The organism is Luteibacter anthropi (assembly GCF_023699965.1).
GTDB lineage: Bacteria > Pseudomonadota > Gammaproteobacteria > Xanthomonadales > Rhodanobacteraceae > Luteibacter > Luteibacter anthropi.
This window is the reverse complement of record NZ_CP077072.1, coordinates 4,720,664-4,741,714: the sequence shown is the minus strand read 5'-3', so window position 1 is coordinate 4,741,714 and position 21,051 is coordinate 4,720,664. Positions and strand designations below refer to the sequence as shown.

Annotated in this window: 22 protein-coding genes and 2 tRNA genes; 16 read left to right on the top strand and 8 right to left on the bottom strand. The window is 64.3% G+C overall.

Translation table 11 applies throughout. The features are described 5' to 3' along the window. The first annotated feature begins 4 nt into the window (after positions 1 to 4). Positions 5 to 1,375: a formimidoylglutamate deiminase gene (locus tag KR767_RS20275; RefSeq protein WP_250877577.1), complete on the top strand. Its 1,371-nt coding sequence runs from the start codon at positions 5 to 7 to the stop codon at positions 1,373 to 1,375. Here KR767_RS20275 and KR767_RS20270 read toward each other — a convergent pair. Both KR767_RS20270 and KR767_RS20265 read right to left on the bottom strand, forming a co-directional pair. Beyond that, positions 1,339 to 1,767 carry a hypothetical protein gene (locus KR767_RS20270; protein WP_166948630.1) on the bottom strand — a complete coding sequence of 143 codons (429 nt, stop codon included), beginning with the start codon at positions 1,765 to 1,767 and terminating at the stop codon, positions 1,339 to 1,341. The two genes, KR767_RS20275 and KR767_RS20270, sit on opposite strands and share 37 nt — an antisense overlap. 19 nt (positions 1,768 to 1,786) lie before the next feature. After that, positions 1,787 to 4,216, bottom strand: coding sequence for a DUF3772 domain-containing protein (locus tag KR767_RS20265; RefSeq protein ID WP_250877576.1), 2,430 nt, complete (start codon positions 4,214 to 4,216; stop codon positions 1,787 to 1,789). 160 nt (positions 4,217 to 4,376) lie between these two features. Between KR767_RS20265 and tpiA the strand changes: the two genes are divergently transcribed. The 4 genes from tpiA (at position 4,377) to KR767_RS20245 (ending at position 5,925) form a co-directional block, all read left to right on the top strand. Further along, a complete protein-coding gene (gene tpiA, locus KR767_RS20260; protein WP_166948633.1) occupies positions 4,377 to 5,129 on the top strand; it encodes a triose-phosphate isomerase in 753 nt (250 codons plus the stop codon). Between the two features lie 24 nt (positions 5,130 to 5,153). Next, the gene (gene secG / locus KR767_RS20255; RefSeq protein WP_166948635.1) at positions 5,154 to 5,609 is read left to right on the top strand and encodes a preprotein translocase subunit SecG; all 456 of its coding nucleotides are present in this window, start codon (positions 5,154 to 5,156) and stop codon (positions 5,607 to 5,609) included. 28 nt (positions 5,610 to 5,637) lie between these two features. Beyond that, positions 5,638 to 5,722, top strand: a tRNA-Leu gene (locus tag KR767_RS20250). Positions 5,723 to 5,840: 118 nt separating this feature from the next. Then, positions 5,841 to 5,925 (top strand) — tRNA-Leu (locus KR767_RS20245). Positions 5,926 to 6,259: 334 nt separating this feature from the next. Here KR767_RS20245 and KR767_RS20240 read toward each other — a convergent pair. Then, a complete protein-coding gene (locus KR767_RS20240; protein WP_166948636.1) occupies positions 6,260 to 6,844 on the bottom strand; it encodes an NADPH-dependent FMN reductase in 585 nt (194 codons plus the stop codon). Between the two features lie 241 nt (positions 6,845 to 7,085). On the opposite strand from KR767_RS20240, the gene KR767_RS20235 reads away from it, so the two are divergent. After that, a complete protein-coding gene (locus KR767_RS20235; RefSeq protein ID WP_250877575.1) occupies positions 7,086 to 9,182 on the top strand; it encodes a putative bifunctional diguanylate cyclase/phosphodiesterase in 2,097 nt (698 codons plus the stop codon). 19 nt (positions 9,183 to 9,201) lie between these two features. Here KR767_RS20235 and KR767_RS20230 read toward each other — a convergent pair whose 3' ends face one another. From KR767_RS20230 to KR767_RS20220, 3 genes are all read right to left on the bottom strand, one after another. Next, the gene (locus KR767_RS20230; protein ID WP_250877574.1) at positions 9,202 to 9,549 is read right to left on the bottom strand and encodes a hypothetical protein; all 348 of its coding nucleotides are present in this window, start codon (positions 9,547 to 9,549) and stop codon (positions 9,202 to 9,204) included. 171 nt (positions 9,550 to 9,720) lie between these two features. Further along, positions 9,721 to 10,056, bottom strand: coding sequence for a tRNA-binding protein (locus KR767_RS20225; RefSeq protein WP_166948641.1), 336 nt, complete (start codon positions 10,054 to 10,056; stop codon positions 9,721 to 9,723). Positions 10,057 to 10,184: 128 nt separating this feature from the next. Continuing rightward, positions 10,185 to 10,751, bottom strand: a complete 567-nt coding sequence (locus KR767_RS20220; protein ID WP_250877573.1) for a DUF924 family protein — start codon at positions 10,749 to 10,751, stop codon at positions 10,185 to 10,187. 176 nt (positions 10,752 to 10,927) lie between these two features. Between KR767_RS20220 and KR767_RS20215 the strand changes: the two genes are divergently transcribed. Next, positions 10,928 to 11,287, top strand: coding sequence for a DUF1304 domain-containing protein (locus KR767_RS20215; protein ID WP_166948643.1), 360 nt, complete (start codon positions 10,928 to 10,930; stop codon positions 11,285 to 11,287). A gap of 13 nt (positions 11,288 to 11,300) precedes the next feature. Here KR767_RS20215 and KR767_RS20210 read toward each other — a convergent pair whose 3' ends face one another. Then, positions 11,301 to 11,465, bottom strand: coding sequence for a hypothetical protein (locus tag KR767_RS20210; protein ID WP_250877572.1), 165 nt, complete (start codon positions 11,463 to 11,465; stop codon positions 11,301 to 11,303). Positions 11,466 to 11,487: 22 nt separating this feature from the next. Here KR767_RS20210 and KR767_RS20205 point away from each other — a divergent pair, with 22 nt between their 5' ends. The 5 genes from KR767_RS20205 (at position 11,488) to KR767_RS20185 (ending at position 18,149) form a co-directional block, all read left to right on the top strand. Further along, complete coding sequence (locus KR767_RS20205) at positions 11,488 to 13,233, top strand: patatin-like phospholipase family protein (RefSeq protein ID WP_250877571.1); 1,746 nt, start codon at positions 11,488 to 11,490, stop codon at positions 13,231 to 13,233. A gap of 229 nt (positions 13,234 to 13,462) precedes the next feature. Continuing rightward, positions 13,463 to 14,515, top strand: a complete 1,053-nt coding sequence (gene rsgA / locus KR767_RS20200; RefSeq protein ID WP_250877570.1) for a ribosome small subunit-dependent GTPase A — start codon at positions 13,463 to 13,465, stop codon at positions 14,513 to 14,515. A gap of 73 nt (positions 14,516 to 14,588) precedes the next feature. After that, positions 14,589 to 16,538, top strand: a complete 1,950-nt coding sequence (locus KR767_RS20195; protein ID WP_250877569.1) for a tetratricopeptide repeat protein — start codon at positions 14,589 to 14,591, stop codon at positions 16,536 to 16,538. 173 nt (positions 16,539 to 16,711) lie between these two features. Then, positions 16,712 to 17,089, top strand: a complete 378-nt coding sequence (locus tag KR767_RS20190) for a response regulator (RefSeq protein ID WP_166948650.1) — start codon at positions 16,712 to 16,714, stop codon at positions 17,087 to 17,089. A 55-nt stretch (positions 17,090 to 17,144) separates the two neighbouring features. Continuing rightward, positions 17,145 to 18,149, top strand: coding sequence for an Lnb N-terminal periplasmic domain-containing protein (locus KR767_RS20185; RefSeq protein ID WP_166948651.1), 1,005 nt, complete (start codon positions 17,145 to 17,147; stop codon positions 18,147 to 18,149). A gap of 93 nt (positions 18,150 to 18,242) precedes the next feature. On the opposite strand, the gene KR767_RS20180 is transcribed toward KR767_RS20185, so the two are convergent. Further along, positions 18,243 to 19,280, bottom strand: coding sequence for a TraB/GumN family protein (locus KR767_RS20180; RefSeq protein ID WP_166948652.1), 1,038 nt, complete (start codon positions 19,278 to 19,280; stop codon positions 18,243 to 18,245). Between the two features lie 115 nt (positions 19,281 to 19,395). Between KR767_RS20180 and KR767_RS20175 the strand changes: the two genes are divergently transcribed. From KR767_RS20175 to KR767_RS20160, 4 genes are all read left to right on the top strand, one after another. Next, positions 19,396 to 20,091 carry an NADPH-dependent F420 reductase gene (locus KR767_RS20175; protein WP_250877568.1) on the top strand — a complete coding sequence of 232 codons (696 nt, stop codon included), beginning with the start codon at positions 19,396 to 19,398 and terminating at the stop codon, positions 20,089 to 20,091. A gap of 73 nt (positions 20,092 to 20,164) precedes the next feature. Then, on the top strand, positions 20,165 to 20,488 hold the full coding sequence (locus KR767_RS20170; RefSeq protein ID WP_166948654.1) for a DUF2188 domain-containing protein: 324 nt from the start codon (positions 20,165 to 20,167) through the stop codon (positions 20,486 to 20,488). Between the two features lie 63 nt (positions 20,489 to 20,551). Beyond that, positions 20,552 to 20,788 carry a hypothetical protein gene (locus KR767_RS20165; protein ID WP_166948655.1) on the top strand — a complete coding sequence of 79 codons (237 nt, stop codon included), beginning with the start codon at positions 20,552 to 20,554 and terminating at the stop codon, positions 20,786 to 20,788. Between the two features lie 23 nt (positions 20,789 to 20,811). Continuing rightward, positions 20,812 to 21,045: a DUF3820 family protein gene (locus KR767_RS20160; protein ID WP_166948656.1), complete on the top strand. Its 234-nt coding sequence runs from the start codon at positions 20,812 to 20,814 to the stop codon at positions 21,043 to 21,045. Positions 21,046 to 21,051 lie beyond the last annotated feature (6 nt).

The following is a 21,051-nucleotide window of genomic DNA, read 5'->3' as shown; positions in this document are numbered from 1 at the left end:
TCCCATGCCACACGCCACCTATTCCGCAGATTTCCTCTGGCAGGACACCGCCTGGCAAGACGCCGCCTGGCAGGCAGGACAGGCCGGCCTTGTGGTGGAAGGGGGGCGCTTTGTCCGGGCGGGTGACGGTGGCGAGCGGGTGGGGCGCTTCGTGCTGCCCGGCATGCCGAACCTGCATTCGCATGCGTTCCAGCGTGCCATGGCCGGCCTGGCAGAGCGCCGTGGTCCGGGCGAGGACAGCTTCTGGACCTGGCGCGAGACGATGTATGCCTTCGCGGAGGCTATCGATCCGGATGACCTGAAGGCTATTGCCACCCAGCTTTATATCGAGATGGTGAAGGCCGGCTATACCCAGGTCTGCGAATTCCACTACCTGCATCACGGCCCTCGCGGCGTGCCGTATGCCGACCCGGCGACGATGTCGCTGGCATTGATCGAGGCGGCGAAGGACGCCGGCATTGGCCTGACCCTGCTGCCGGTGCTCTACATGACCGGAGGCTTCGACGGTCGCGCGCTTTCCGAGCGGCAGCAGCGCTTTCGCCATGACGTGGGGCAGTACGTAAGCCTGCTGGAGCGGCTGGTGCCGATGCAGCACGACATGCTGCGCATCGGTATCGCGCTGCATTCATTGCGCGCGGTGCCGGAAGACGCCATGCGCGCCTTGCTTGCCACGAGTGTTTCGCGCGACCTGCCGATCCATATCCATATCGCCGAGCAGATCGGCGAGGTGCAGGACTGCCTCGCGGTGCGTGGCGCGCGACCCGTGGAGTGGTTGCTCGATCACGCCGACATCGACCCACGCTGGACCCTGATCCATGCCACCCATCTGACCGGCCAGGAAACCGATCGCATTGCAAAGAGCGGTGCCGTGGCGGGCCTGTGTCCTACCACCGAGGCCAACCTTGGCGACGGCCTGTTCCCGCTGGCCGATTTCATCGATGCCGGAGGCACACTGGGCATCGGTTCCGACTCGCATATCTCCGTGTCGCCGGTGGAAGAGCTGCGCTGGCTGGAATACGGGCAGCGCCTGGTGACGCGGCATCGCAACGTGGCGGCGCGCCATCCGGAAGAGAGTGTCGGCAACACGCTGTGGCAGAGGGCGCTCGATGGCGGCGCACGTGCTTCCGCAGCCGACATCGCGCGCCTGGTTCCTGGTGCGCGCGCCGACCTGCTCGTACTCGACGAGCGCTCGCCCCTGCTGGCCGCGCGAGGCGAGGCCGACGTACTCGACACGTTCCTGTTTGCTGGCAATACGCCGCTGGTGCGCGACGTGATGGTGGGTGGCCGCTGGCGCGTGCGCGATTACGCACACGCCGCCGAAGAGGCGGCCGCGAAGGCCTACCGCGTGGTGGTGGAGAGGTTGGCCGCGGCCTGAGATACCGGGCCCGACGAACACTTCGACTTGCCGTAGAGGCCTTCCGCCGCTGGCTCGTTCTTTTTCGCGGCCTCGGGTGAGGCGTAGATGGTCACGCCCAGGTCGCAGCGGTTTTCGCGAAGGGTGAGGCGCACGGTGTCCATGCGCGTGGGCGGCGTGTCGTCCAGCGTGCACTTGCTGTCCTGCGCCAGGCGCAGGGTGACACTGTCGCCTTCCACCGCGAGCACGTCGTAGTGGGCGTTCTGGCAGCCCTTCCAGCTCAGGGTGTCCTTGTCGATGCTGAGCATGCGCAGGCCCTGGAACGCATTGCTGTAAGGCTCCCAGTCGCCGGCCAGCCAGGCCGGTGCCGGCTGTGCGGAGGACATCAGGACGAGGGCGATCAGGGGATGCATCGGGTACTCCGGTTCGTTCTCAGGCGTTGCTGTCGGGATCGGTCGAGGCCTTCGGTGCGCCTGCACCGGTCGGACCTGCGATGTCGGGTGTCTGACTGCCGGTGCGCAGCACGAGATCCTGCGGACGCAGCAGCGGGATGCCGGCACCGCGCAGTCGCGCGATGAAGTCGAACAGCAGGTCGCTCTTTACGCCGCCCACGTCGCGCGGGCCGCCCACGTAGCAGGTGGTGGCGAAGGTCATGGCCGTACGGTCGATGCTGTCGAGGGTGACCGACGGTGCGGGCGCTTCCGTGACGGACTTGTGCGCATGCATGGCGTCGAGCAGGTGCTGCCGCACGTCGACCGGATCGCTGTCCAGCGGCATCGGCAGCTTGATCAGCACCCGCCCTTGCGGATTGGCCATGGTCATGTTGCGCACGGGCTTGGTGATGAACGACGAATTGGGCACGATGATCGTCGAACGGTCCGCCACCTGGATTTCCGTGGCGCGCACGTTAATGCGACGGATGTCGCCCTCGGCATCGTCCAGCACCACCCAGTCGCCGACCTTTACCGGTCGCTCGGCAAGCAGGATCAGGCCGGAAATGAAGTTCTGCACGATCGCCTGCAGGCCGAAACCGATGCCCACCGAAAGCGCCGAGGCCACCCAGGCGATGTTCTGCAACGACAGGCCCATCGTGACCAGGGCGACCGATGCGACCAGGACCATGCCCACATAGCCCAGCAGGGTGGTGAGCGAGCTGCGCATGCCCGGATCGATGGCGGTGCGCGGCAGGTACTGGTTGGACAGCCAGTTCTTCACCACCCGTACGGCGAGCAGGCCGACGAAGAAGATGGCGATGGCGGTGAGGATGCGATCGGGCTGCATCTTCATGCCGTAGATTTCGATCGACTGCAGCTTGCCGCTGAAGGCGACGATGTCGGAGGCGCCGGCCCCGAAGCCCGTGGCCACCACGGTCAGGGCGAACAGGAACAGGACCAGGCGCGACACGCCCGACAGCACGACGCCGGCCTGGTCGAGCAGCTTCGGGTCCATGCCGAACACGGCCTGCGCGCGTGCGCTCATCGGGCCCTTCTCGGACAGCAGGGTTTCGAAGAGATCGTCCACCAGGCGCATGGCGAGATACGTGGCGGCCACCACGATGATCGTCCAGACCATCTGCCCGGCCATGAAGGCAGCGAAGGCGATGAAACCGGTCAGCAGGCCCAGCCACGTCGCGACGATGGATACCCATGCCGCGGCAATGAAAACGCTGGCCCAGACCGGCCGCGGCGCGGGAGGCGTGCCATCTACCGAGTGATGATGCGAGCGGCTGAGGCGACTGAGCGCCACGGCAGTGAGCACGGTGAGCACCACCGCTTCGAGGCTGCTGGTGGCCACCGTGGCGGACAGGCTGTTGCCGACGGTGTGGTTGAGCTTGTGCAGGAACTGGAACAGCACCGTCGCCAGCGAAAACAGCATCGGAAAGCGACGCAGCTGCATCGCCGTTTCATCCGGGATGGCGGGCAGGCGCCAGGAGGGACGCTTGGCGGAAAGAAGGGCACGACCCAGGCCGGCGATGAAGGCGCCCAGGAAGACCAGCGCGACCAGGGTATGTGCGATCTCGTCCGTTTCCGGGCTGAAAGTGTCGCTCCAGTTGAGGCCCAGGTAGAACAGTTGCGTGCCCAGGCCCGTCGTGAGCGTGGAGGTCAGTGCCACGCCCAGGATCAGCGCCGAGCGGCGCAGGCGACCCGGCGGCATGCGGTTCGCGGTGAGTTCGCGGGCGCGGTGCTCCAGGTACAGGCGCACCACGCTCATGAGCAGCAGCCCCGCCAGCACGCAGCTGATCAGCGCCGTGCGGTTGCCCTGGGTCCAGCTGTTGGAGACATCGTCGCGCACCGTGCCCACGAAATCGCGGACATTGGCCATGTCGCGCGGGAAGGCGGCGGCGGGTTCGGCCCAGAAGGCCCGGGACAACAGGGAGTTCGTCCGCCGGGAGATCATTTCCTGGAAACGGATGCGGCGCAGGTCGGAAAGCTGGTTACTGGTCTGCTGGGCTTCCAGCGCGATGCCGTTGGCCTGCTTGATCTGCGCATCCACGGCATCGAAGGCTTTCTGGGCGTCCTTGCGCGAGGCAGCCAGTTCCGGGGCTTCGCGGGTACCGGCGGCAGGCGCGGGGCCGAGCTGGTCGAGGCGGGCCTTGGCCGACTCGCGCCCCTGCTGGAGCGAGCTGGCTACCTTCTGTGCCTTGCTGCCGATGTCCGAGGTGTTGCTGCGCAGGTCGTCGATCGCCGAATCGGTGATCTTCTCGTCCTTCATCGACTTCTCGACCTGGTCGAGCTGGCCGCGGAGGTCGTCGATCTGCTGCGCCGGGGTGGCGGTGGTGGTGGTGTCGTCCGCGCTCTGGGCGTGGAGGGCCCCCGCGAAGGCCAGGATGAGCAGGATGAGGAAAATTCTGAGGGTGCGCATGGCGGGATGATCGAAGCCGGGGCGGGGCAGGTCAAATACCGGATAGTGCGTTACCCTCGGTGAACGCCATGTGCGCCGTGCCCGATGCGGCAATGCAGCTTTGCCGTCCGCAAGACGGCCGCTATCCTGCCGCCCCTTTGTCACCGCCTGGATGCTCACCATGCGCAAGAAGCTGGTCGCCGGAAACTGGAAGATGCATGGCTCGCGTGCCATGGCGGACGCCCTCGTGCGCGAGATCGTCGAGAATCTTCCCGATGGCACCGACGTGCTGGTCTTCCCGCCGGATGTCTACCTGGCCGAGCTGGCCGGCAAATACGGCGACCGTGGCCTGGGATTCGGCGCGCAGAATCTCTCCGAACATCATGTGCAGGGTGCCTATACGGGCGAGATCTCGGGAGGCATGCTGCATGACGTCGGCGCGCGCTGGGTGCTCGTGGGCCATTCGGAGCGCCGCCAGTACCAGCATGAATCCGACGCGCTCCTCGCGAAGAAATTCGAAGCCGCCCTCCAGGCTGGCCTCACGCCGATCCTCTGCGTGGGCGAGACCCAGGAAGAACACGAATCAGGCCGTGCCGAAGAGGTGATCGGGCGCCAGCTCGCCGCCGTGCTCGACCACAACGGCATCGAGGCTTTCCGCCGGGCGCTGGTGGCCTATGAACCCGTCTGGGCCATCGGTACGGGCCTCAGCGCCACCCCGGACAAGGTGCAAAAAATTCATTCATTCATCCGTAGCCAATTGGCAAAGAAGGATGCTAATATCTCGCTCCTCACCCGGGTCCTCTACGGTGGAAGCGTCAAGCCGGCCAACGCGGCTGAACTTTTCGCCCAGCCCGACGTGGACGGTGGGCTGATCGGCGGTGCTGCCTTGGTGGCTTCCGATTTCCTGGATATATGCGCCGCGGCGCGTCGATAGCGCGACACGGTAGACCGAGAAGACATGTTCATTCTCTTCAGCGTTTTTTATATCCTGATCGCCGCGGCGATGATCGTGCTGATTCTCATGCAGCGCGGCGCCGGTGCGGACGCAGGTTCTGGTTTTGGTGGCGGTGCATCCGCCACGGTGTTCGGTGCGCGTGGCTCGTCGAGCTTCATGACTCGCGCGACGGCCATCCTCGCTGGTCTGTTTTTCCTGCTCAGCCTCGGCATGGGCATTTATCTCAGCCACTCGGGCAACGCTGCCCAGCCGGCTGCAGATCTTGGCGTGATGTCCGGAGCCACCACTCCGGCAGCTCCCGCCAACACCGCTCCGGTCACCCCGGCGTCCGACGTGCCCAAGGCACCGGCAGCCAACGGTGATACCCCGGCTGCCACGGCACCGGCAGCAGCGGCCAACGATGTTCCGGCTGCAAAGCAGGAAGCCGCCAAGGCTCCCGCTGAGCCTGCCAAGAAGTAATAGCGGTACACCAAAGTTTCAGAGTTATGCCCAGGTGGCGGAATTGGTAGACGCACTACCTTGAGGTGGTAGCGGCTTCGGTCGTGGGGGTTCGAGTCCCCCCTTGGGCACCAACAAAGATCCGATGACCTCCATCGGATCGCAGGACGACCCGCGAAGGCGGGTCGTTTTGTTTCGGACCTCTTCGGTGAAGTGTGTTCGAGAGGTTTGAAGTGACAATCTAAGCAACATGCCCAGGTGGCGGAATTGGTAGACGCACTACCTTGAGGTGGTAGCGGCTTCGGTCGTGGGGGTTCGAGTCCCCCCTTGGGCACCATTATTGAAAACCCTCTCCGTATGCGGAGAGGGTTTTTTTATTGCCTTGCTTCGTAGGCAGGGCTCGCCTTGCGGCCTCGCGCTCGGTGCCTGCTGCGCCGCCTCTCCCCACGTGATCGCGGCGTGTTGTAGGAGCGCGCCTGCGCGCGACCGTTCATGGCGCAACCCATCACCATTCTCGTTCCACCGGTCGCGCGCGAGGCGCGCTCCTACAGGGATACGGGGGGCGTGGTGCGAATAATTTGTAGGAGCGCGCCTGCGCGCGACCGTTCATGGCGAAACCCATCACCATTCTCGTTCCACCGGTCGCGCGCAAGGCGCGCTCCTACAGGGGTTTAGGCCTTGCTTTGTGATGTGTGCGCTGCTCGGGCCAGGGCCTCGCCTACGCCGTGCGTGGAGCGCCGGCTGCGCTCGTCTTTGATGCGCCCCTCGTCGTCGAAGGCCTGGTGTGCCGAGCCCAGCGCGATGTTTTCCGGGATCACCGTCAGGCCGATCTTGTGCAGGGATATCTGCAGGGCCGTCTGGGAGCGGAGGCCGCCGAGCAGGCCGGGCGAGGCGGAAATCACGGCGGCGAACTTGCCTTTGAAGGCGCCCAGTCCGGTGCGGTCGGTTTCGGTGGGGCGGCTGGCCCAGTCGAGGGCATTCTTCAGCTGGGCGGTGTAGCCGCCGTTGTGTTCGGGGGAGGCGATCAACAGGGCGTCGTGCTCGGTGATCTGACGCTTGAACTCCAGCGCACCGGCAGGAAAGCCATGCTCGTCCTCATGGTCGCCGTCGTAGACGGGCAGGGCCAGGTCGGCGAGGCGCAGGACGGTGACTTCCGCACCCGCGGCGCGGGCGCCGTCCACGGCCTCGGTCAGCAGTTTGCGATTGAGCGACTCACGGCGCGAGCTGCCGGCGAAGGCGAGGATCCTGGGTGGCATGGGAGGTCTCCTGATCGGGGATGGGCAAGGTCGGATGGGCTGGTGCGCCAATTCATCGATAGTCGCCTGATCGCTCTGAAGATCGCAATGTCATGCGAGCCACGACGCCATGGTCCCATCCATCGACGGATTGGCCTGACCGGCGTACCTTGCGTTCAAGTCGTTGTCAGATTTGCCGATAATGCGCATGTCACCCGCATTCCCACCCCTGGCCTGAGAAAGGCCCTACCGGCCCCTTCTCATGCCCTACGTGTCCCTCGACCCGGTTTTTTCGACGCTTCCTGCGAGCTACAGCCTCGTGCTGGTGGCGTTTTCGCTGATCGTGGCCATCCTGGCCTCCTATACGGCCCTCAACATGGCCGGGCGCGTGGCGGGGACGACAGGGCGGACGTCGTTGCTATGGCTGGTGGGCGGCTCGTTTGCCATGGGCTTCGGCATCTGGTCGATGCACTTCATCGGCATGCTGGCTTTCAGCCTGCCCATCGCACTGGGATACGACGTCGACCTCACCCTGTGGTCGCTGGTGATCGCTATCGTGTCGTCGGCCTTCGCCCTGTGGCTGGTCTGCCAGAAGACACTGCCCTGGGCGCGGCTGTGCCTTGGCGCGCTGCTGATGGGTGCCGGCATCGCGGCCATGCACTACACAGGCATGGCCGCGATGCGCATGATGCCCGGCGTGACCTACGACGCCACGCTGTTTACGGTGTCGGTCGTGATTGCGGTGCTGGCTTCAGGCGCAGCGCTCTGGATCGCTTTTCGCCTGCGCGGTGACGGTGAGCGCGTGCTCTACGCCCGCGTGGGGGCCTCGCTGGTGATGGGCTGCGCCATTGTCGGCATGCACTACACGGGCATGGCTGCCGCGCGCTTTCCCGTGGGCAGCTACTGTGGTGCCGCATTCAACGGCATCGACACGAAGTGGCTGGCACTCGTGGTGATCGTCATCAGCCTTGCCGTGTTCGCCATCGCGCTGGTCGTATCGATGCTGGATGTTCGCGCCGGACTGCTCGCCAGTTCGCTGGATCGCGCGCAGAGCGAACTGATGCAACTGGCCCTGCACGACAACCTCACCCGGCTGCCCAATCGCGTGCTGCTGGGCGATCGCATCGAGCAGGCGATCCACAAGGCGACGCGGGAAAAACGCCAGTTCGCCGTGCTGTTCATGGATCTCGATGGTTTCAAGGCGGTGAACGATGTCTATGGCCACCATGCTGGCGACCTGTTGCTGAAGGAAGTCGCGCGCCGCGTGCTGGGCACCAAGCGCGACGAAGATACCGTGGCCCGCCTGGGCGGCGATGAGTTCGTGATGGTGATGGATGTCGACCGGCCGGAAGACGCCGCCGAGCGGGCGCAGCAGGTGGTGGATGTGCTGAATGCCGCGTATGTCATCCACGGCACCAGCATGCATGTATCGGCCAGCGTGGGTATTGCGATATTCCCCGAGAACGGCCTGGGCATCCATGACCTCATGGTCAACGCCGACGCGGCGATGTACCACGCGAAGGAACAGGGTCGTAACGGCTACTGCTTCTTCGAAAGCGCCATGAATGCCAACGTCCATCAGCAGCTCAAGTTGCAACAGGACCTGCGCCGTGCGCTGGATCGCAAGGAGTTCGTGCTGCATTACCAGCCGAAGATGGTGTCGCCGAACGGACCGATGATCGGCGTGGAAGCCTTGCTGCGCTGGAAAAAACCCGAAGAAGGACTGGTGCCGCCGGACACCTTCCTTCCGGTGGCCGAGCGCACGGGCCTGATCGTGCCCATTGGCAACTGGGTGATCGACGAAGCGTGCCGCCAGATGCGTACGTGGCTAGACGAAGGCCACGAGGGCTGGACGGTGGCAGTGAATCTTTCTGCCATGCAGCTTACCCATAGCGGTCTGGTGGACGTGCTGCGCAGTGCGCTGGCACGTCACGGCCTGGAAGGCCGCCACCTGGTGCTGGAAGTGACCGAATCCACGGCCATGCGCGATGCGGAAACCAGCCTCGCGATTCTCAACGAGGTTGCCGAACTGGGCGTAGGGATATCCATCGACGATTTCGGCACGGGCTATTCGAGCCTGCTTTACCTCAAGCAGCTACCGGCCGACGAGCTGAAGATCGACCGGGGTTTCGTGACCGAGCTGGCCCAGGGCAATGACGACGAAGCCATCGTTTCCGCCATCGTCGCCCTGGGCAAGACGCTTGGCCTGAACATCGTGGCCGAAGGCGTCGAAACCGCCGAGCAGCAGGAACTGCTGACCCGCCTGGGTTGCAATGCCCTGCAAGGGTATCTGCTGGGCAGTCCCGTTCCAGCCGATCAGTTGTCGCGCAGCGTCACGGCGATGCTGCCGTCGTCGTAACGACGGCAGCATCGGTACCTCACTTCGTCTTCTGCCGATGGATACGGCGGCTGTCGTGGTTGAGCGACTTGTTGAGGTTGCCCTGTTCCTTCTTCGTCAGGTGTCCACCGTTCTTCGCTTCATCGCGGCTTTCGCGCTGGGCGATGTTGGCGTCCTGCTTCTCGTCGCGCGCCGCCTGGGCGCCGTTCATCGTGCCGTTCGCCTCGCCGTTGGCGATGCGCTGCTGCTGGTTGTCCAGGCGCTGGTTCACTTCGTTGACGCGCGGATGGCCCGGAACGGGGGTGGCGTCCTGGGCGGCGCTGGCGCCCGCGGAGAGCGCAAAAGCCAGGGCGAGGCCCAGGGGGGCGAAGCGGGACGTCAGGTTCATGGTGGTTCCCTCTGATAGGTGGTGGGCGCCGGGCCGGGAGATGGTCCGACGGACCCGCCATGGCGTTCATGGAGGGTCACGAGGCGGCGAACGCGGCCCCCGGGCGATGCGTTGACCATCGGGAGGTTGCGGTTTAGCCGCCGTTCGTGAAGGTGACCTCGCCGGACGGGATCAAGCCAGGCGCGAGCCGTTCGGCACGGGGCGCTCCACCGTGGCGATCACCACGCCCTCGTCGGTATGGAAGCCGGTGAGCAGGAACTGCGACAGCAGGGGACCGATCTGTTTCTCGGGGAAATTGATCACCCCGATGATCTGCCTGCCGACGAGGTCTTCCGGGGCGTACACGCCGGTGACCTGGGCGCTGGTCTTGCGTTCGCCGTGGGGGCCGAAGTCCACCCATATCCGGTAGGCGGGGCGGCGGGCCTCGGGAAAGGCTTCCGCGCGCACGACGGTGCCGGCGACGAGCTGCACTTTCTCGAAATCGGCCCAGCTGATGGTTTCGCTCATGTCGGGAGAATCCTTCGTTGGAAGGCTTTCAGCATGCCGCGAAACCATCGGAAACGCTTGGCGCCGTCTTGGGCGCTCTTGGCCCGGACTCGCGTCTTACGGTTCCAGGTACTGAGCACCCTTGGGCGTCAGCCGGAGAATCCGCCGTTGTCGAGGAAGGCCTGCTCTTCCGGCGTGGTGATGCGGCCCAGCTGCTCGTTACGGTGCGGGAAGCGGCCGAATGCCTCGATGATTTTCCGATGCTCGATGGCATAGGGAAGGAACGGTTCGCCGAGCGCCGTGAACAGTGCGACCGACAGGTCCTGGTCGGCCATGTTTTCGGAGTGTTCGAAAGGCAGGTAGCAGAACGATCGCATGTCGTGATCGTGTGCCTTGTCGAAGCCATGTTCCAGTGTGTGCCGTGCGACGAAGCGCGCGAGCGGATCGGTGGCGTACATGTGGCCGCAGCCGCGCAGGGCATTGCGCGGGAACTGATCGAGCAGGATCAGCAGGGCGAGGCAGCCGTCCGCCGTATCCATCCAGTGATCCAGTTCGCGGCGTGCCGCGGCGAGGTGTGCGCCCAGGAAATGACCCCGGAAGACGCGATCGAAATTGTCGTCTTTCGCAAACCAGTATTCGTAGCCGGCCGCACGCCAGAACCGCAGGATGCGGTCCGGCGTTTCCGGTACGGCCAGGGGAGGCAGGGCGTGTTCCATGCGGTATTCCATGTGATGGCAACGCCGCGATGATGCCGCCTGCCTGGTGGTATAGCCACCGTTGATGAGGGGGACCTGCTCGGTGATCCATCATGCCGAGGGTGTTTTCCGCGCCCTCCCGTCGATAGCCATTGCCGTTATGCTTTGCCACCGACCCCGTCCTACAAGGAAGCTCCATGGCCCTGGCCGCCACCGTACTCACCGTGCTGGTGATCCTGATCCACCTCTACATCGTGTTGCTCGAAATGGTGCTGTGGCGTTCACGGGGTCCCAGGGTCTTCGGCATCAGCGCGGATTTCGCGCGCGACACCAAGGCGCTGGCTTCGAACCAGGGCTTGTACAACGGCTTTCTCGTCGTAGCACTGGTGCTGGGTCTGGTCCTTCGCGAACCGTTTGCCACGGCCTTTGTTTTTTATGGGCTGGGCTGCGTCATCGTGGCCGGCTTGTGGGGAGCTCTGACGGCGAATCGCCGCATTCTTTATGTGCAGGCGTTGCCGGCCGCCCTTGCGTTCGTGGCGCAGTGGATGACTCACTGAGCGGCATCTCGTATCACGTATGCGCGTAATCGGCATAAATGCGTGATGCAACCCGGTTTTTTCCTAAAACCGGCAACCGAGGCATGCGGCTGGTCTTTCTGTCGAACAGGCGGGTAAAAGCCCGTAATAACGAGGGATTGCCGGAGGGATGCACCATCTGAACGCCGCCGGGCTTCATGGCAGTCACGTTCTCGCATGGTATGTCCCTCCGCCTCTTCGTGGCGGAATACGGCATGGCCGAGACCGAATTACCCCTTGCCCGACCCGACCGGTCGCCGCCTTGCCGCCCGGCAACGTTCGAACTGGGGCTTGCCCTTGCAGGCGCCGTATCCGGAGGCGCCTATGCCGCCGGCGTGCTCGACTTCCTCTACGAGGCGCTTGAGCGCTGGTACGCGGCCCGTGAACGCGGGGAAAAGGTACCCGCGCACGACGTGCTGCTTCGTGTCATCTCGGGTGCCTCGGCCGGCAGCGTCAACGGGCTCATTTCAGCCGTGGCGCTGCCTTATGCGTTTGCGCATGTCCATGCATCGGATACGCAAGGTGGTGGAGCCAACCCTTTCTACGATACCTGGGTACGACGTATCGACATCAGCTGGCTGCTGGGAACGGGGGATCTCGACGACCCGACGCAGCCCATCGTGTCGTTGCTGGATTCACGTTGTATCGACCGCATCGCGGAGCATGTACTTGCCTTCGAGGGGCCAGCCATGGCGCGCCCCTACATTGCCAGTCCGCTCAAATGCATTTTTACCGTCACCAACCTGCGTGGCATGCCCTACCGCGTACCGTTCGCGGGGAGCAAGTCGCAGCAGGCGCACAGCATGGTGGCGCACTCGGACTACCTGCGCTTCGCGGTGAATACGGGGCAGGGCATCTACGAACGGACCTGGGAGTATCCGGACGATCTCTACGTGGCGCATCCCAAGCAGCTCCCGGATCGCTCGTGGAAGGCCATCCTGCGCGCATCGCTGGCCTCGTCGGCCTTTCCCGCCGGGTTGCGTTACCGGGGCATCGAGCGTCGCTGGAGCGACTACATGCAGCGCGCCGTGATGGTGCCGGATGTGAACGGGCGTGTGTCGATGGTGCCCATCCTTCCCGATGCCACGCGTTTGCCGGGGCAGGGCGCGACCTATCGTTTTGTCGCCGTGGATGGTGGCGCGATGGACAACGAGCCTTTCGAGCTGGCGCGCGTGGAGCTCGCCGGGGCGCTGGGCCGGAACCCGCGACGGGGCGATGAAGTCAATCGCATCGTGGTGATGATCGATCCGTTTCCCGAGCCGGACGACCTGGGCCCCGAGCACGCCGACGAGATCAACGTGGTGGAGTCGATGGCCGCGCTGTTTACCTCGTGGAAGCAGCAGGCACGCTTCAAGCCGGAAGAAGTGGCACTGGCGATGGATGACACGGTTTACAGCCGCTTCCTCATCGCGCCCACCCGGCCCTCGCCACGCGATGGATCGCCGCGCGTGGGCAGCCGTGCCATCGCCGCCGGTGCCCTGGGCGGATTCTCCGGCTTTTTCAGCGAAGCGTACCGGAAGCACGACTTCCTGCTCGGCCGGCGCAATGCGCAACGTTTCTTGTCCGAGCATTTCCTGGTGCCTGTCACCAATCCGATTGTTGCGGCGTGGGCGACCGATCCGGACATGCATTGTTTTCTCCGGGAGCGCGACGGAGCGCTTTATGCTCCCGTCATTCCGTTGATCGAAGCCTGCGATCCCGCTGCGCGCCAGGACCCGCTGCCGACGTGGCCCAAGGGAGCCTTCGATCCGGCGAGCCTGCAAAAGCCCCTGCGGAATCGTCTCCAGGCCCTGTATCGCGCGGGTACCAACAAGTGGAAAGACAAGCTGCTCACCTGGCTGGCATGGCGCTTCTACGCCCGCGGCAAGCTGATGGATATCGCCCGTCGCCGCGTGGAGCGTGCCCTGCGCGATGCCGACCTGTGGTGATGCAGTGCTTGCAAGGGCCGTAGGGCGCGGCTAACCTTTGCTTCCCGTCCACCCTGTTGCGAGGTATCGAACGATGATTGTTCACATCCCTGCCTACGCCGGGTCGACGCGTTCCTGATTTTTCCGCCGGTCCATTGACCGGCTCTCCCGCAGTTTCGCGTCGCACCCAGGCCTCATGCCGCGGTTTCCTTCCGGAATCCGTCGTATCTTCCTGCCCAGGGTTACACGCATGCCATTCCATGGATATTCCCTCGACCAGCTCGGCTGGCGGTCCGACTTCGCCCGTACGCTGACCGTCGAGGATTTCGAAAGCGGATTTCCCGCCCGTATCGTTGCCGTGCATCGCAGCGGTGTCGTTACGTTGTCTTCTCGGGGGGCGATTCCCGCCGTGGTACCACCGTCCATCCACGCGGAGGCCTCGCTGGCCGTCGGCGACTGGGTGTTTCTGGAGAATGATGCCGATCGTGTGTTGCGCCTGTTGCCTAGACACAGTCTCATCGAGCGCGGCGCCGCAGGTGATGACCACCGTCGCCAGGCGATTGCCGCCAACGTGGATACCTTGTTCGTGGTGACTTCGTGCAATGCGGATTTCAATGCATCACGCCTTGAGCGTTATCTGGCCCTGGCTTTCGATGCCGGTGCCCAGCCGGTGGTGGTGCTGACCAAGGCGGACCTTTGCCCCGACGTCGGATCATATGTGGGGCAGGTGAGAGCCCTGGCGCCTGCTGCCGGCGTGGTCCCGCTCGATGCAACAGGTACTGACGTGACGCAGAGCCTCTCCCCCTGGCTCGTGCCCGGTTGCACGGTGGCTTTCGTGGGTTCGTCGGGTGTTGGCAAGTCGACCCTCACCAATGCCCTGGTCGGCGACGTGCAGCTCACGGGAGGTATCCGCGAGGACGATGCCCGTGGGCGGCACACGACGACGGCCCGTGAAATGTTCGCAGCCAGCGGCGGTGCGTGGGTCATCGATACGCCCGGCATGCGCGAACTGAAACTCACGAGCGATGCACAGGCGCTGGAGGCGGTCTTCGCGGATATCGAGGCACTGGCCATGGACTGCCGGTTCCGCGATTGCCAGCACGAAGCTGACGCGGGTTGCGCCGTCACCAGGGCCTTGCACGACGGCGTGCTCGATGAACGTCGTTTCGCCAGCTATCGCAAGTTGCAGCGGGAGATCGCGGAAGCCGGCCGCAGTGTGCGGGAAAAGCGCGAACGCAGCCGGCAGTTCGGCAGCATGGGCAAGCAGGCCATGGAATCCAAGCGTAAACGGCAGGGACGCTGACAATTCGTGACGCCGGCCTTCGACGGCGGATCGGGAACGGGTTAGAGTCCCCGATCCGCTGGAGGAGCGTTGCATGTTCGGATGGTTGAGGAAGCGCAGGAAAAAACATGCCGTGCCCGTGCTGGACGAGTCGCGTTCGGTGCATTTCGTCGATGTCTACGGGCGCTCGCTTGAAATCCCGCTGGCGAAATGGCGTGACGATGTCCTGTTGCCCAACGTGAAGAGTGCATGGAGCGATGCAGGTCGGCTTTATGAGCTCGTCATGGATGGTGTTCGCGAGCAACTCTACGATGCCATCGATGACGCCAGCGTCCGTCTGGCTGATATCGATCCCATGGTGGAACGCGGCCATGTGTTGCGTTCCATCGTGCAGATGAAGCGCGGTCGTTTCGAGGAGGCGCAGTCCACGTTGCAGGCGGCCATAGCCCGCTGTGGCGAAACCGGCATCCTGCTGACCAACCAGGCCAAGGTGATCTCGGAGCTTGGCGATCATCGTGCGGCCATGACCACGCTTGACCGCGCGCTGGCGCTGGACCCCAACCAGGACAACGGACTGGGCTGGCGTGTCGCCGAGCTGACGGAAAAAGAGGGTGAGCAGGCTGTCACGCCCTATCTCGCCACGCTGGCCTCGATGGCGCATGCATGGCGCCCGCAGCTGCTGCTGGGTCGCCGGGCCCTGGATGCCGGCAAGCACGATGAGGCACTGTCGTTCTTTCGCGAGGTGCTCGATCGTGCAGCACATGAAAGCGATGTCATGCTTGGCATCAGCGGCGAGCTTGGCAAGCATGGTTTCATCGCCGATGCGGTAGGGCTCGTCGCGCCCTTGTATGACGAGAAGCGCGATGACCCGCGCGCGGGCTTCAATCTCTTGCAGGCCTACCTGGAACTCGGCGACGCGGAGGCGGGCAGTGCGCTGCTGGAGCGGATGTTCGCCTTGCGCCACCCTGTGTATGCCGAGCGTCTGCAATGGTATGCCAGTGCCTTTGACGAACTGGTGCGCACCGGTCCCCAGCCACTGACGTCCGAACCACGGATCGAACTGCTGCGCCTCGACCTGCCGCCCTGGCTGCTTGCCATGCAGGACATGGCCTGGGCGGCGCCGGCCCGCGACATGCGTGCTCCCCGTGTGGTGCTCCTGCCGCTGGCAGCCATGCTCGGCGAGAAGAACGCCGAGGCGCGCAGCGGCAGGGAAGACGAGCGTGGCCGCCTGTCACGTGCGTTACCGTTACTTCTGCTGGAGCAGCTGATTTTCTGCAGCGACCTGCGGGCATCGATGAACCTGCCGGTGGCGGAGGGGCATCACCTGGTCCTGTTTGGCTCGTCGTTGAGCGACGACGAAATGGCCCAACTTGCCGAAGACCACGATTACATCGTGGAAGGAGACATCGGCGAAACGAATGATGGCTTCGAGATCATCTGTCGCTTGCGACATCTCTCCGATCACTCCGTGCTCAGTACGGCGTCCCGCCGGTTTGCCTCGGATGACGCGGGTGACGCCCTGGTGGCGCTCACCGGTGAGCTGCTTGCGTCGCTGGCCATGCAGACAGGGAGGCTCATCGAGCCACGCACTACGCATTACGCACTGCCTGAGGCGCATGCGACGCCTTACGTGAGCGCCCTGGGCCAGACCCTGGCGCTCACCCTGGCCCGAACGCCCGAGGCGCGGCGAGAGCTGCATGGCGAGAGGAACATCTACGGGTGGATGCAGGCGCTGGCACTGGCGTTGCCGGGCAACGAGGCGGCGCAGTTCATGTATGTCACGGCACTGGCCAAGGGCCGTCGCGCCGGTTCTCCCATCGTCGACGAATTCGAGGAGCCTGCCGTGCAACGCATGCGCGAGATGCAGCAGGCCGGCCTGTATTCAACCTGCCTTCTGCCGTTGCTCGCGGCGGTTTTCCCGGCCAACGACGCCATCCTGGACATGCTGGCAGTGGCACCTGCCATGCAGGATCCGGCCTATGCGGCATGGTGCGGCAGGGTGGCCGCTGCATTTCCTGTCGACCCCGAACCGCCGCCGGTCTGAAGGCCCGCGTCCATCGTGGAACCGTGACGGAGCGCAGGGTCGTCTTCGCATACGTGAAGGTACGCTGGGTGTCATCCCGCCGACTCGGCCTGTTGGTATATATCCGGCATGCAAATTCGGTAGTAGCTTGGCGCCAGGATTCCTTTTTCGTATAGCCGATGGCCGAGGAACGTATGAGCACCACCTCCGTGGTACCGCGCGCGATCGTATTCGAGGACCATCCGGGGCTGTCTTCCGCCCTGGCCGACCTGCTCAAGGAGCGGCTTGGCTATGACGTGGCTGCGAGCGCGGCCTGCATCGAGGATGCCTTGCGCGTCGCCCACGTGGAGCGTTGCGACGTCGCGGTGGTGGATCTCGACCTGCAGGGCGTGATGGCCTATCCGGCGCTGGACGAACTCAAGCGGCGCGGCATTCCCTATGTGCTGGCCACGGGCGCCATGCCACTGGATATTCCCACGCGTTACCACGCGCCGCTGGTCCACAAGCCCTACAGCGCGAACCAACTCGAAAAAGCCATCCGCGAGGCCAGCGAGGCCAGGCGCCTCTCCTGACCAGCTTGTCCGCGCCGCGGGTTTTCTTCACCATGCCCGCATGAAGAAACGCCACATGATTGCGCGCACGATCGCCGGTGTCCTGGCGGGGCTGCTGCTGTTCTGCTCGGGCGCCTGGGGCGCCATTGCCCTGTTCTACCAGCTGCCCGGGCCACCTGTGGCCCGCTGGGGAGGCGCTGCCCTGTGGAGCCTCGCATATCTGGCCCTGCTGGTACTGGCTTTCGGCTGGCGCCAGTGGTGGGCTGCGGTGGGCCTGATCGTGGCGCTGGGGCTGCTGATGGTCTGGTGGATCAGTATCCGCCCCTCCAACGACCGCATCTGGTCCGACGACGTCGCCCGCCTGCTGTCAGGTGAAGTCAGTGGCTCCGAGGTGACACTGCATAACGTGCGTGATTTCCGCTGGCGCAGCGAGGACGATCGTGACGTGCGCTGGGAAACGCGCCGCTACGATCTCGACAAGCTGGTATCCGCCGATGCCGTGCTGTCTTACTGGTCGAGCAAGGCGATTGCCCACGCCATGATTTCCTTCGGCTTCGAGGACGGCACGCATGTCGTGTTCTCCATGGAGATCCGCAAGGAGCGTGGCGAGGCGTTCTCGGAAATCGGTGGCTTCTTCAAGCAGTTCGAGCTGGTGCTTATCGCGGCGGACGAACGCGACATCATCGCCGTGCGCACCAATGTGCGGGGCGAAGACGATTACCTGTATCCGCTGCGCATGCCACGTGAGGCGATGCGTTCGTTGTTCCTGTCGTACGTGAATGCAGCGAACGGGCTCGTGGATGAGCCTAAGTTCTACAACACGATCACGTCGAACTGCACGACCATCGTCTATCGCATGGCAAAGCGTATCGACGGGGCATTGCCGCTGGATATCCGTTTGCTGCTCACTGGCTACCTGCCGGGTTACCTCATGGAGAACGGCGCGCTCGACAAGAAGCTCACGCTGGATCAGTGGCGCGAGCGCGGACGGATCACCGAACGGGCAAGGGCCTATGGCGATGGCGCGGACTTTTCGCGGGTGATCCGCGAAGGCATGCCCAGACCCGACCAAACCCTGTAGGAGCGCGCCTTGCGCGCGACCGGTTGTCGCGAAATCATGGATATATTCGCCATACCGGTCGCGCGCAAGGCGCGCTCCTACAAAAAAACGGGGTTATTCGTCGTCGGGGGATTCGATGGTGTAGCCCCTGGCCTTCAGGGCGCTGAGGTAGCTGTCGTCGCCGAGCAGGTCGTCGATGGGCACGATGGCAACGGCCTGGGGCGTGGTGCCCAGGGTCTCGTCCACGGTGGCCAGCCAGCGCGTGCGCACTTCGCGCGGCACGTCGGCGATGCCGGCGCGTTGCGCGACGCCGCCTTCGGTGACGGCATCGAGGCAGGCCTGAAGCTGCTTTGCCCGCCGGTCGTCGCGCAGGCCGCCGATGTCACCCGTGGACCATGCATTGGCGCGATTGGCCATGTCGGCCAGCTGGGCATCGATGTTCTCGACGCTCTGCGTAAAGCAGGACACATCGTCGAGCGTCGAGCGCTTGAATTCCTTCACCACCGCACGTGGATCGTCGACAAGCAGGGTGTATTGCACCGGCACCTGCTTCACGTTGTGCGAGGTGGCCAGGTCGGTGACGGTACGGGTGATGTCCCCGGACTTGCGCAGGCCGGTTTTCTTTATCGCCTGCTTGTAGAGTTCGATCACCGCAAAGATCGGGCGGTAGCGTTCCACCTTGCGGTCGTCGCCGATATAGCGCGCCTTCACCGTCAGCCATTTCTGGTAGACCTCGGCAGGTACGGTGTCCTTGAGCGTGGCGCCATCGGGTGCGTTACGCACACCAATCAGGGAAGGCAGCAGGGCGAGCCGGCCAAAGAAGCCCACGTTGGGTTTGATCTCGACTTTCGGTGGCAGGATCAGCGCACCTGAATGGGCCAGCGCATCGTCGATCTGCGTGCTCTTCCAGGTGACGTTACCGGGGATCGGCGACAAGGTGCCCAGGATGAGCAGGGTATGGTCGCCCCGGGTGGCCTTCCACAGGCCCGGGCCTGGCTGTACGCCGCTGACCGTCACGGCCTCCAGGGTGGGCGCGCTCGCTGCCGAGGCAGGCAACGGAGCCGTGGGCGGCGTGGTCTGGGCCAGCGCAGGCGTCGCTGCGACCAGGCACAGGAGAAGGGAAGCGACAAGGGCGGGGCGGGGCAGATTCATTGGCAAAGTCTATCGAAGTGGACCGCAGGAAGTGGGGTGGCGATCACTGGTCGCTCGCCCTGCATTCACATCCCTCGGTGATGATGGACGCTTACCCGCAAGCGGAGTTCCCCCCATGAAGATCGGCATCATCGGCGCCGGCAATATCGGCCATACCCTTGCCCGGCGCTTTCGTGAGCTGGGCCATGACGTTCTCATCGCGAATTCCCGCGGTCCGCAGACTCTTTCCGCCATCGCGAACGAGACCGGCGCCGTGGCGGTGACCCCCAGAGAGGCCGCGCAGGGCGGCGAGGTGGTGATCGTGACGATTCCGCAGGCGCGTGTTCCGGAGCTGCCTGACGACCTGTTCGATGGTGTGCCGGCGGACACGGTTGTCGTGGACACAGGCAATTACTACCCGCGTCAGCGTGACGGACGCATCGACGCCATCGAGGACGGTACCCCGGAAAGCCAGTGGGTAGCCAACCGGCTGGGGCGGCCCGTGATCAAGGCGTTCAACAACATTTACGCCGAACATCTTGGCAAGCATGGACGTCCGTCCACGGCAGACGATCGTATCGCGCTACCCGTGGCCGGCGACGATCCTAACGCGAAGGCCAAGGTGCTGAAGCTGGTCAACGAACTGGGCTTCGATGGCGTGGATGCGGGAACGCTCGCGGAATCGTGGCGTCAGCAGCCCGGCTCGCCGGTGTACACCACTGATCGCGATCTCGAAGGCGTGCGCCAGGGCTTGCTCGATGCACAACGTGAACGCACGGCCGAATGGACGGCTACGGCGAACAGCCCTGGCACATTCGACGCGCCGCTTTAGGATATTCGTGATGCCGACGTGAACACGGGTGGCATGCTTCTTTCATTGTGGCGACGTAGAGGAAGGGCTAACCTTGGCCCTTCGACGTTGCGGCCGTGACACCCATCTCCTGGGGCTGTCGGCAAGCCCGCCAGAGGTTATCCATCGTTTCATGGCCCTGGTCATCTACGACATTGCGTTTCACCCCGATCTCGCGGGCCTCTGGCACGTGCAGGTCAATGGCGTGCCCACGGAAAACTTCGAATCCCGTGTGGCCGCGCTGGCGTATGCCGTGCAGCAATCCAAGCTGATCGGCGCGCAGAACAACGTTCAGGTACTGGTGTCGGTGGAAGGCGCCGACGGTATCTGGCGCGAGTTCGAATCCAACGCGAAGCGCCCGGTGTCGGGTCTGTCCTGAGGCTGCACATCTCCTTGATCCGCGATCGCCGACGATGATCGCCACAGGAGGCACGCCCCGCTCATGACCCACCGAAAGATTGGTTACTTCGATGTCGAAGGAAGTTGTTACGTCGCCAGGCCCGGACGCTGGCGCGGTAAGTATGTGATCAGCGAGGACGGCGACGAGCTGAAGGAAAAGCTCTGCACCACGTTGCACGAGAACGAGGAAGACGCCTGTGCGGAAGGCCTGAGCTCAGGCATCGAGGAGGCGCGGCGCATGATGATCCAGCGCGAGGGATTCGACCCGGGCGATGAATAGGTGGTGCGGTTAAGATCTCCCGGATGACCGACGACGAAGAACGTTTCCGCCAGGATCTGTCCCGGCTTGCCACGGCGACCATGCCGTTCGGCAAGTTCAAGGGACGCGCTATCGCCGATCTGCCAGGCAATTACCTGGCATGGTTCGCCCGCGAAGGGTTTCCCCCGGGCGAGCTGGGCCGGTTGCTGGCGTTGATGCTTGAACTCGATCACAACGGCCTGCGCCGGCTGCTGGACCCTCTGCGCAAGCCGCGCTGAAAGGAA

What these genes read in the sequence shown, in the direction of transcription:
- KR767_RS20175 (WP_250877568.1), top strand. Translation starts at nt 19,396, where the DNA reads ATGAAGATCGGCATCATCGGCGCCGGCAATATCGGCCATACCCTTGCC.
- KR767_RS20220 (WP_250877573.1), bottom strand. Translation starts at nt 10,751, where the DNA reads ATGGAACACGCCCTGCCTCCCCTGGCCGTACCGGAAACGCCGGACCGC.
- KR767_RS20235 (WP_250877575.1), top strand. Translation starts at nt 7,086, where the DNA reads ATGCCCTACGTGTCCCTCGACCCGGTTTTTTCGACGCTTCCTGCGAGC.
- secG (WP_166948635.1), top strand. Translation starts at nt 5,154, where the DNA reads ATGTTCATTCTCTTCAGCGTTTTTTATATCCTGATCGCCGCGGCGATG.
- tpiA (WP_166948633.1), top strand. Translation starts at nt 4,377, where the DNA reads ATGCGCAAGAAGCTGGTCGCCGGAAACTGGAAGATGCATGGCTCGCGT.
- KR767_RS20265 (WP_250877576.1), bottom strand. Translation starts at nt 4,216, where the DNA reads ATGCGCACCCTCAGAATTTTCCTCATCCTGCTCATCCTGGCCTTCGCG.
- KR767_RS20165 (WP_166948655.1), top strand. Translation starts at nt 20,552, where the DNA reads ATGACCCACCGAAAGATTGGTTACTTCGATGTCGAAGGAAGTTGTTAC.
- KR767_RS20160 (WP_166948656.1), top strand. Translation starts at nt 20,812, where the DNA reads ATGACCGACGACGAAGAACGTTTCCGCCAGGATCTGTCCCGGCTTGCC.
- KR767_RS20205 (WP_250877571.1), top strand. Translation starts at nt 11,488, where the DNA reads ATGTCCCTCCGCCTCTTCGTGGCGGAATACGGCATGGCCGAGACCGAA.
- KR767_RS20270 (WP_166948630.1), bottom strand. Translation starts at nt 1,767, where the DNA reads ATGCATCCCCTGATCGCCCTCGTCCTGATGTCCTCCGCACAGCCGGCA.
- KR767_RS20230 (WP_250877574.1), bottom strand. Translation starts at nt 9,549, where the DNA reads ATGAACCTGACGTCCCGCTTCGCCCCCCTGGGCCTCGCCCTGGCTTTT.
- KR767_RS20240 (WP_166948636.1), bottom strand. Translation starts at nt 6,844, where the DNA reads ATGCCACCCAGGATCCTCGCCTTCGCCGGCAGCTCGCGCCGTGAGTCG.
- KR767_RS20185 (WP_166948651.1), top strand. Translation starts at nt 17,145, where the DNA reads ATGATTGCGCGCACGATCGCCGGTGTCCTGGCGGGGCTGCTGCTGTTC.
- KR767_RS20210 (WP_250877572.1), bottom strand. Translation starts at nt 11,465, where the DNA reads ATGAAGCCCGGCGGCGTTCAGATGGTGCATCCCTCCGGCAATCCCTCG.
- KR767_RS20195 (WP_250877569.1), top strand. Translation starts at nt 14,589, where the DNA reads ATGTTCGGATGGTTGAGGAAGCGCAGGAAAAAACATGCCGTGCCCGTG.
- rsgA (WP_250877570.1), top strand. Translation starts at nt 13,463, where the DNA reads ATGCCATTCCATGGATATTCCCTCGACCAGCTCGGCTGGCGGTCCGAC.
- KR767_RS20275 (WP_250877577.1), top strand. Translation starts at nt 5, where the DNA reads ATGCCACACGCCACCTATTCCGCAGATTTCCTCTGGCAGGACACCGCC.
- KR767_RS20215 (WP_166948643.1), top strand. Translation starts at nt 10,928, where the DNA reads ATGGCCCTGGCCGCCACCGTACTCACCGTGCTGGTGATCCTGATCCAC.
- KR767_RS20190 (WP_166948650.1), top strand. Translation starts at nt 16,712, where the DNA reads ATGAGCACCACCTCCGTGGTACCGCGCGCGATCGTATTCGAGGACCAT.
- KR767_RS20225 (WP_166948641.1), bottom strand. Translation starts at nt 10,056, where the DNA reads ATGAGCGAAACCATCAGCTGGGCCGATTTCGAGAAAGTGCAGCTCGTC.
- KR767_RS20180 (WP_166948652.1), bottom strand. Translation starts at nt 19,280, where the DNA reads ATGAATCTGCCCCGCCCCGCCCTTGTCGCTTCCCTTCTCCTGTGCCTG.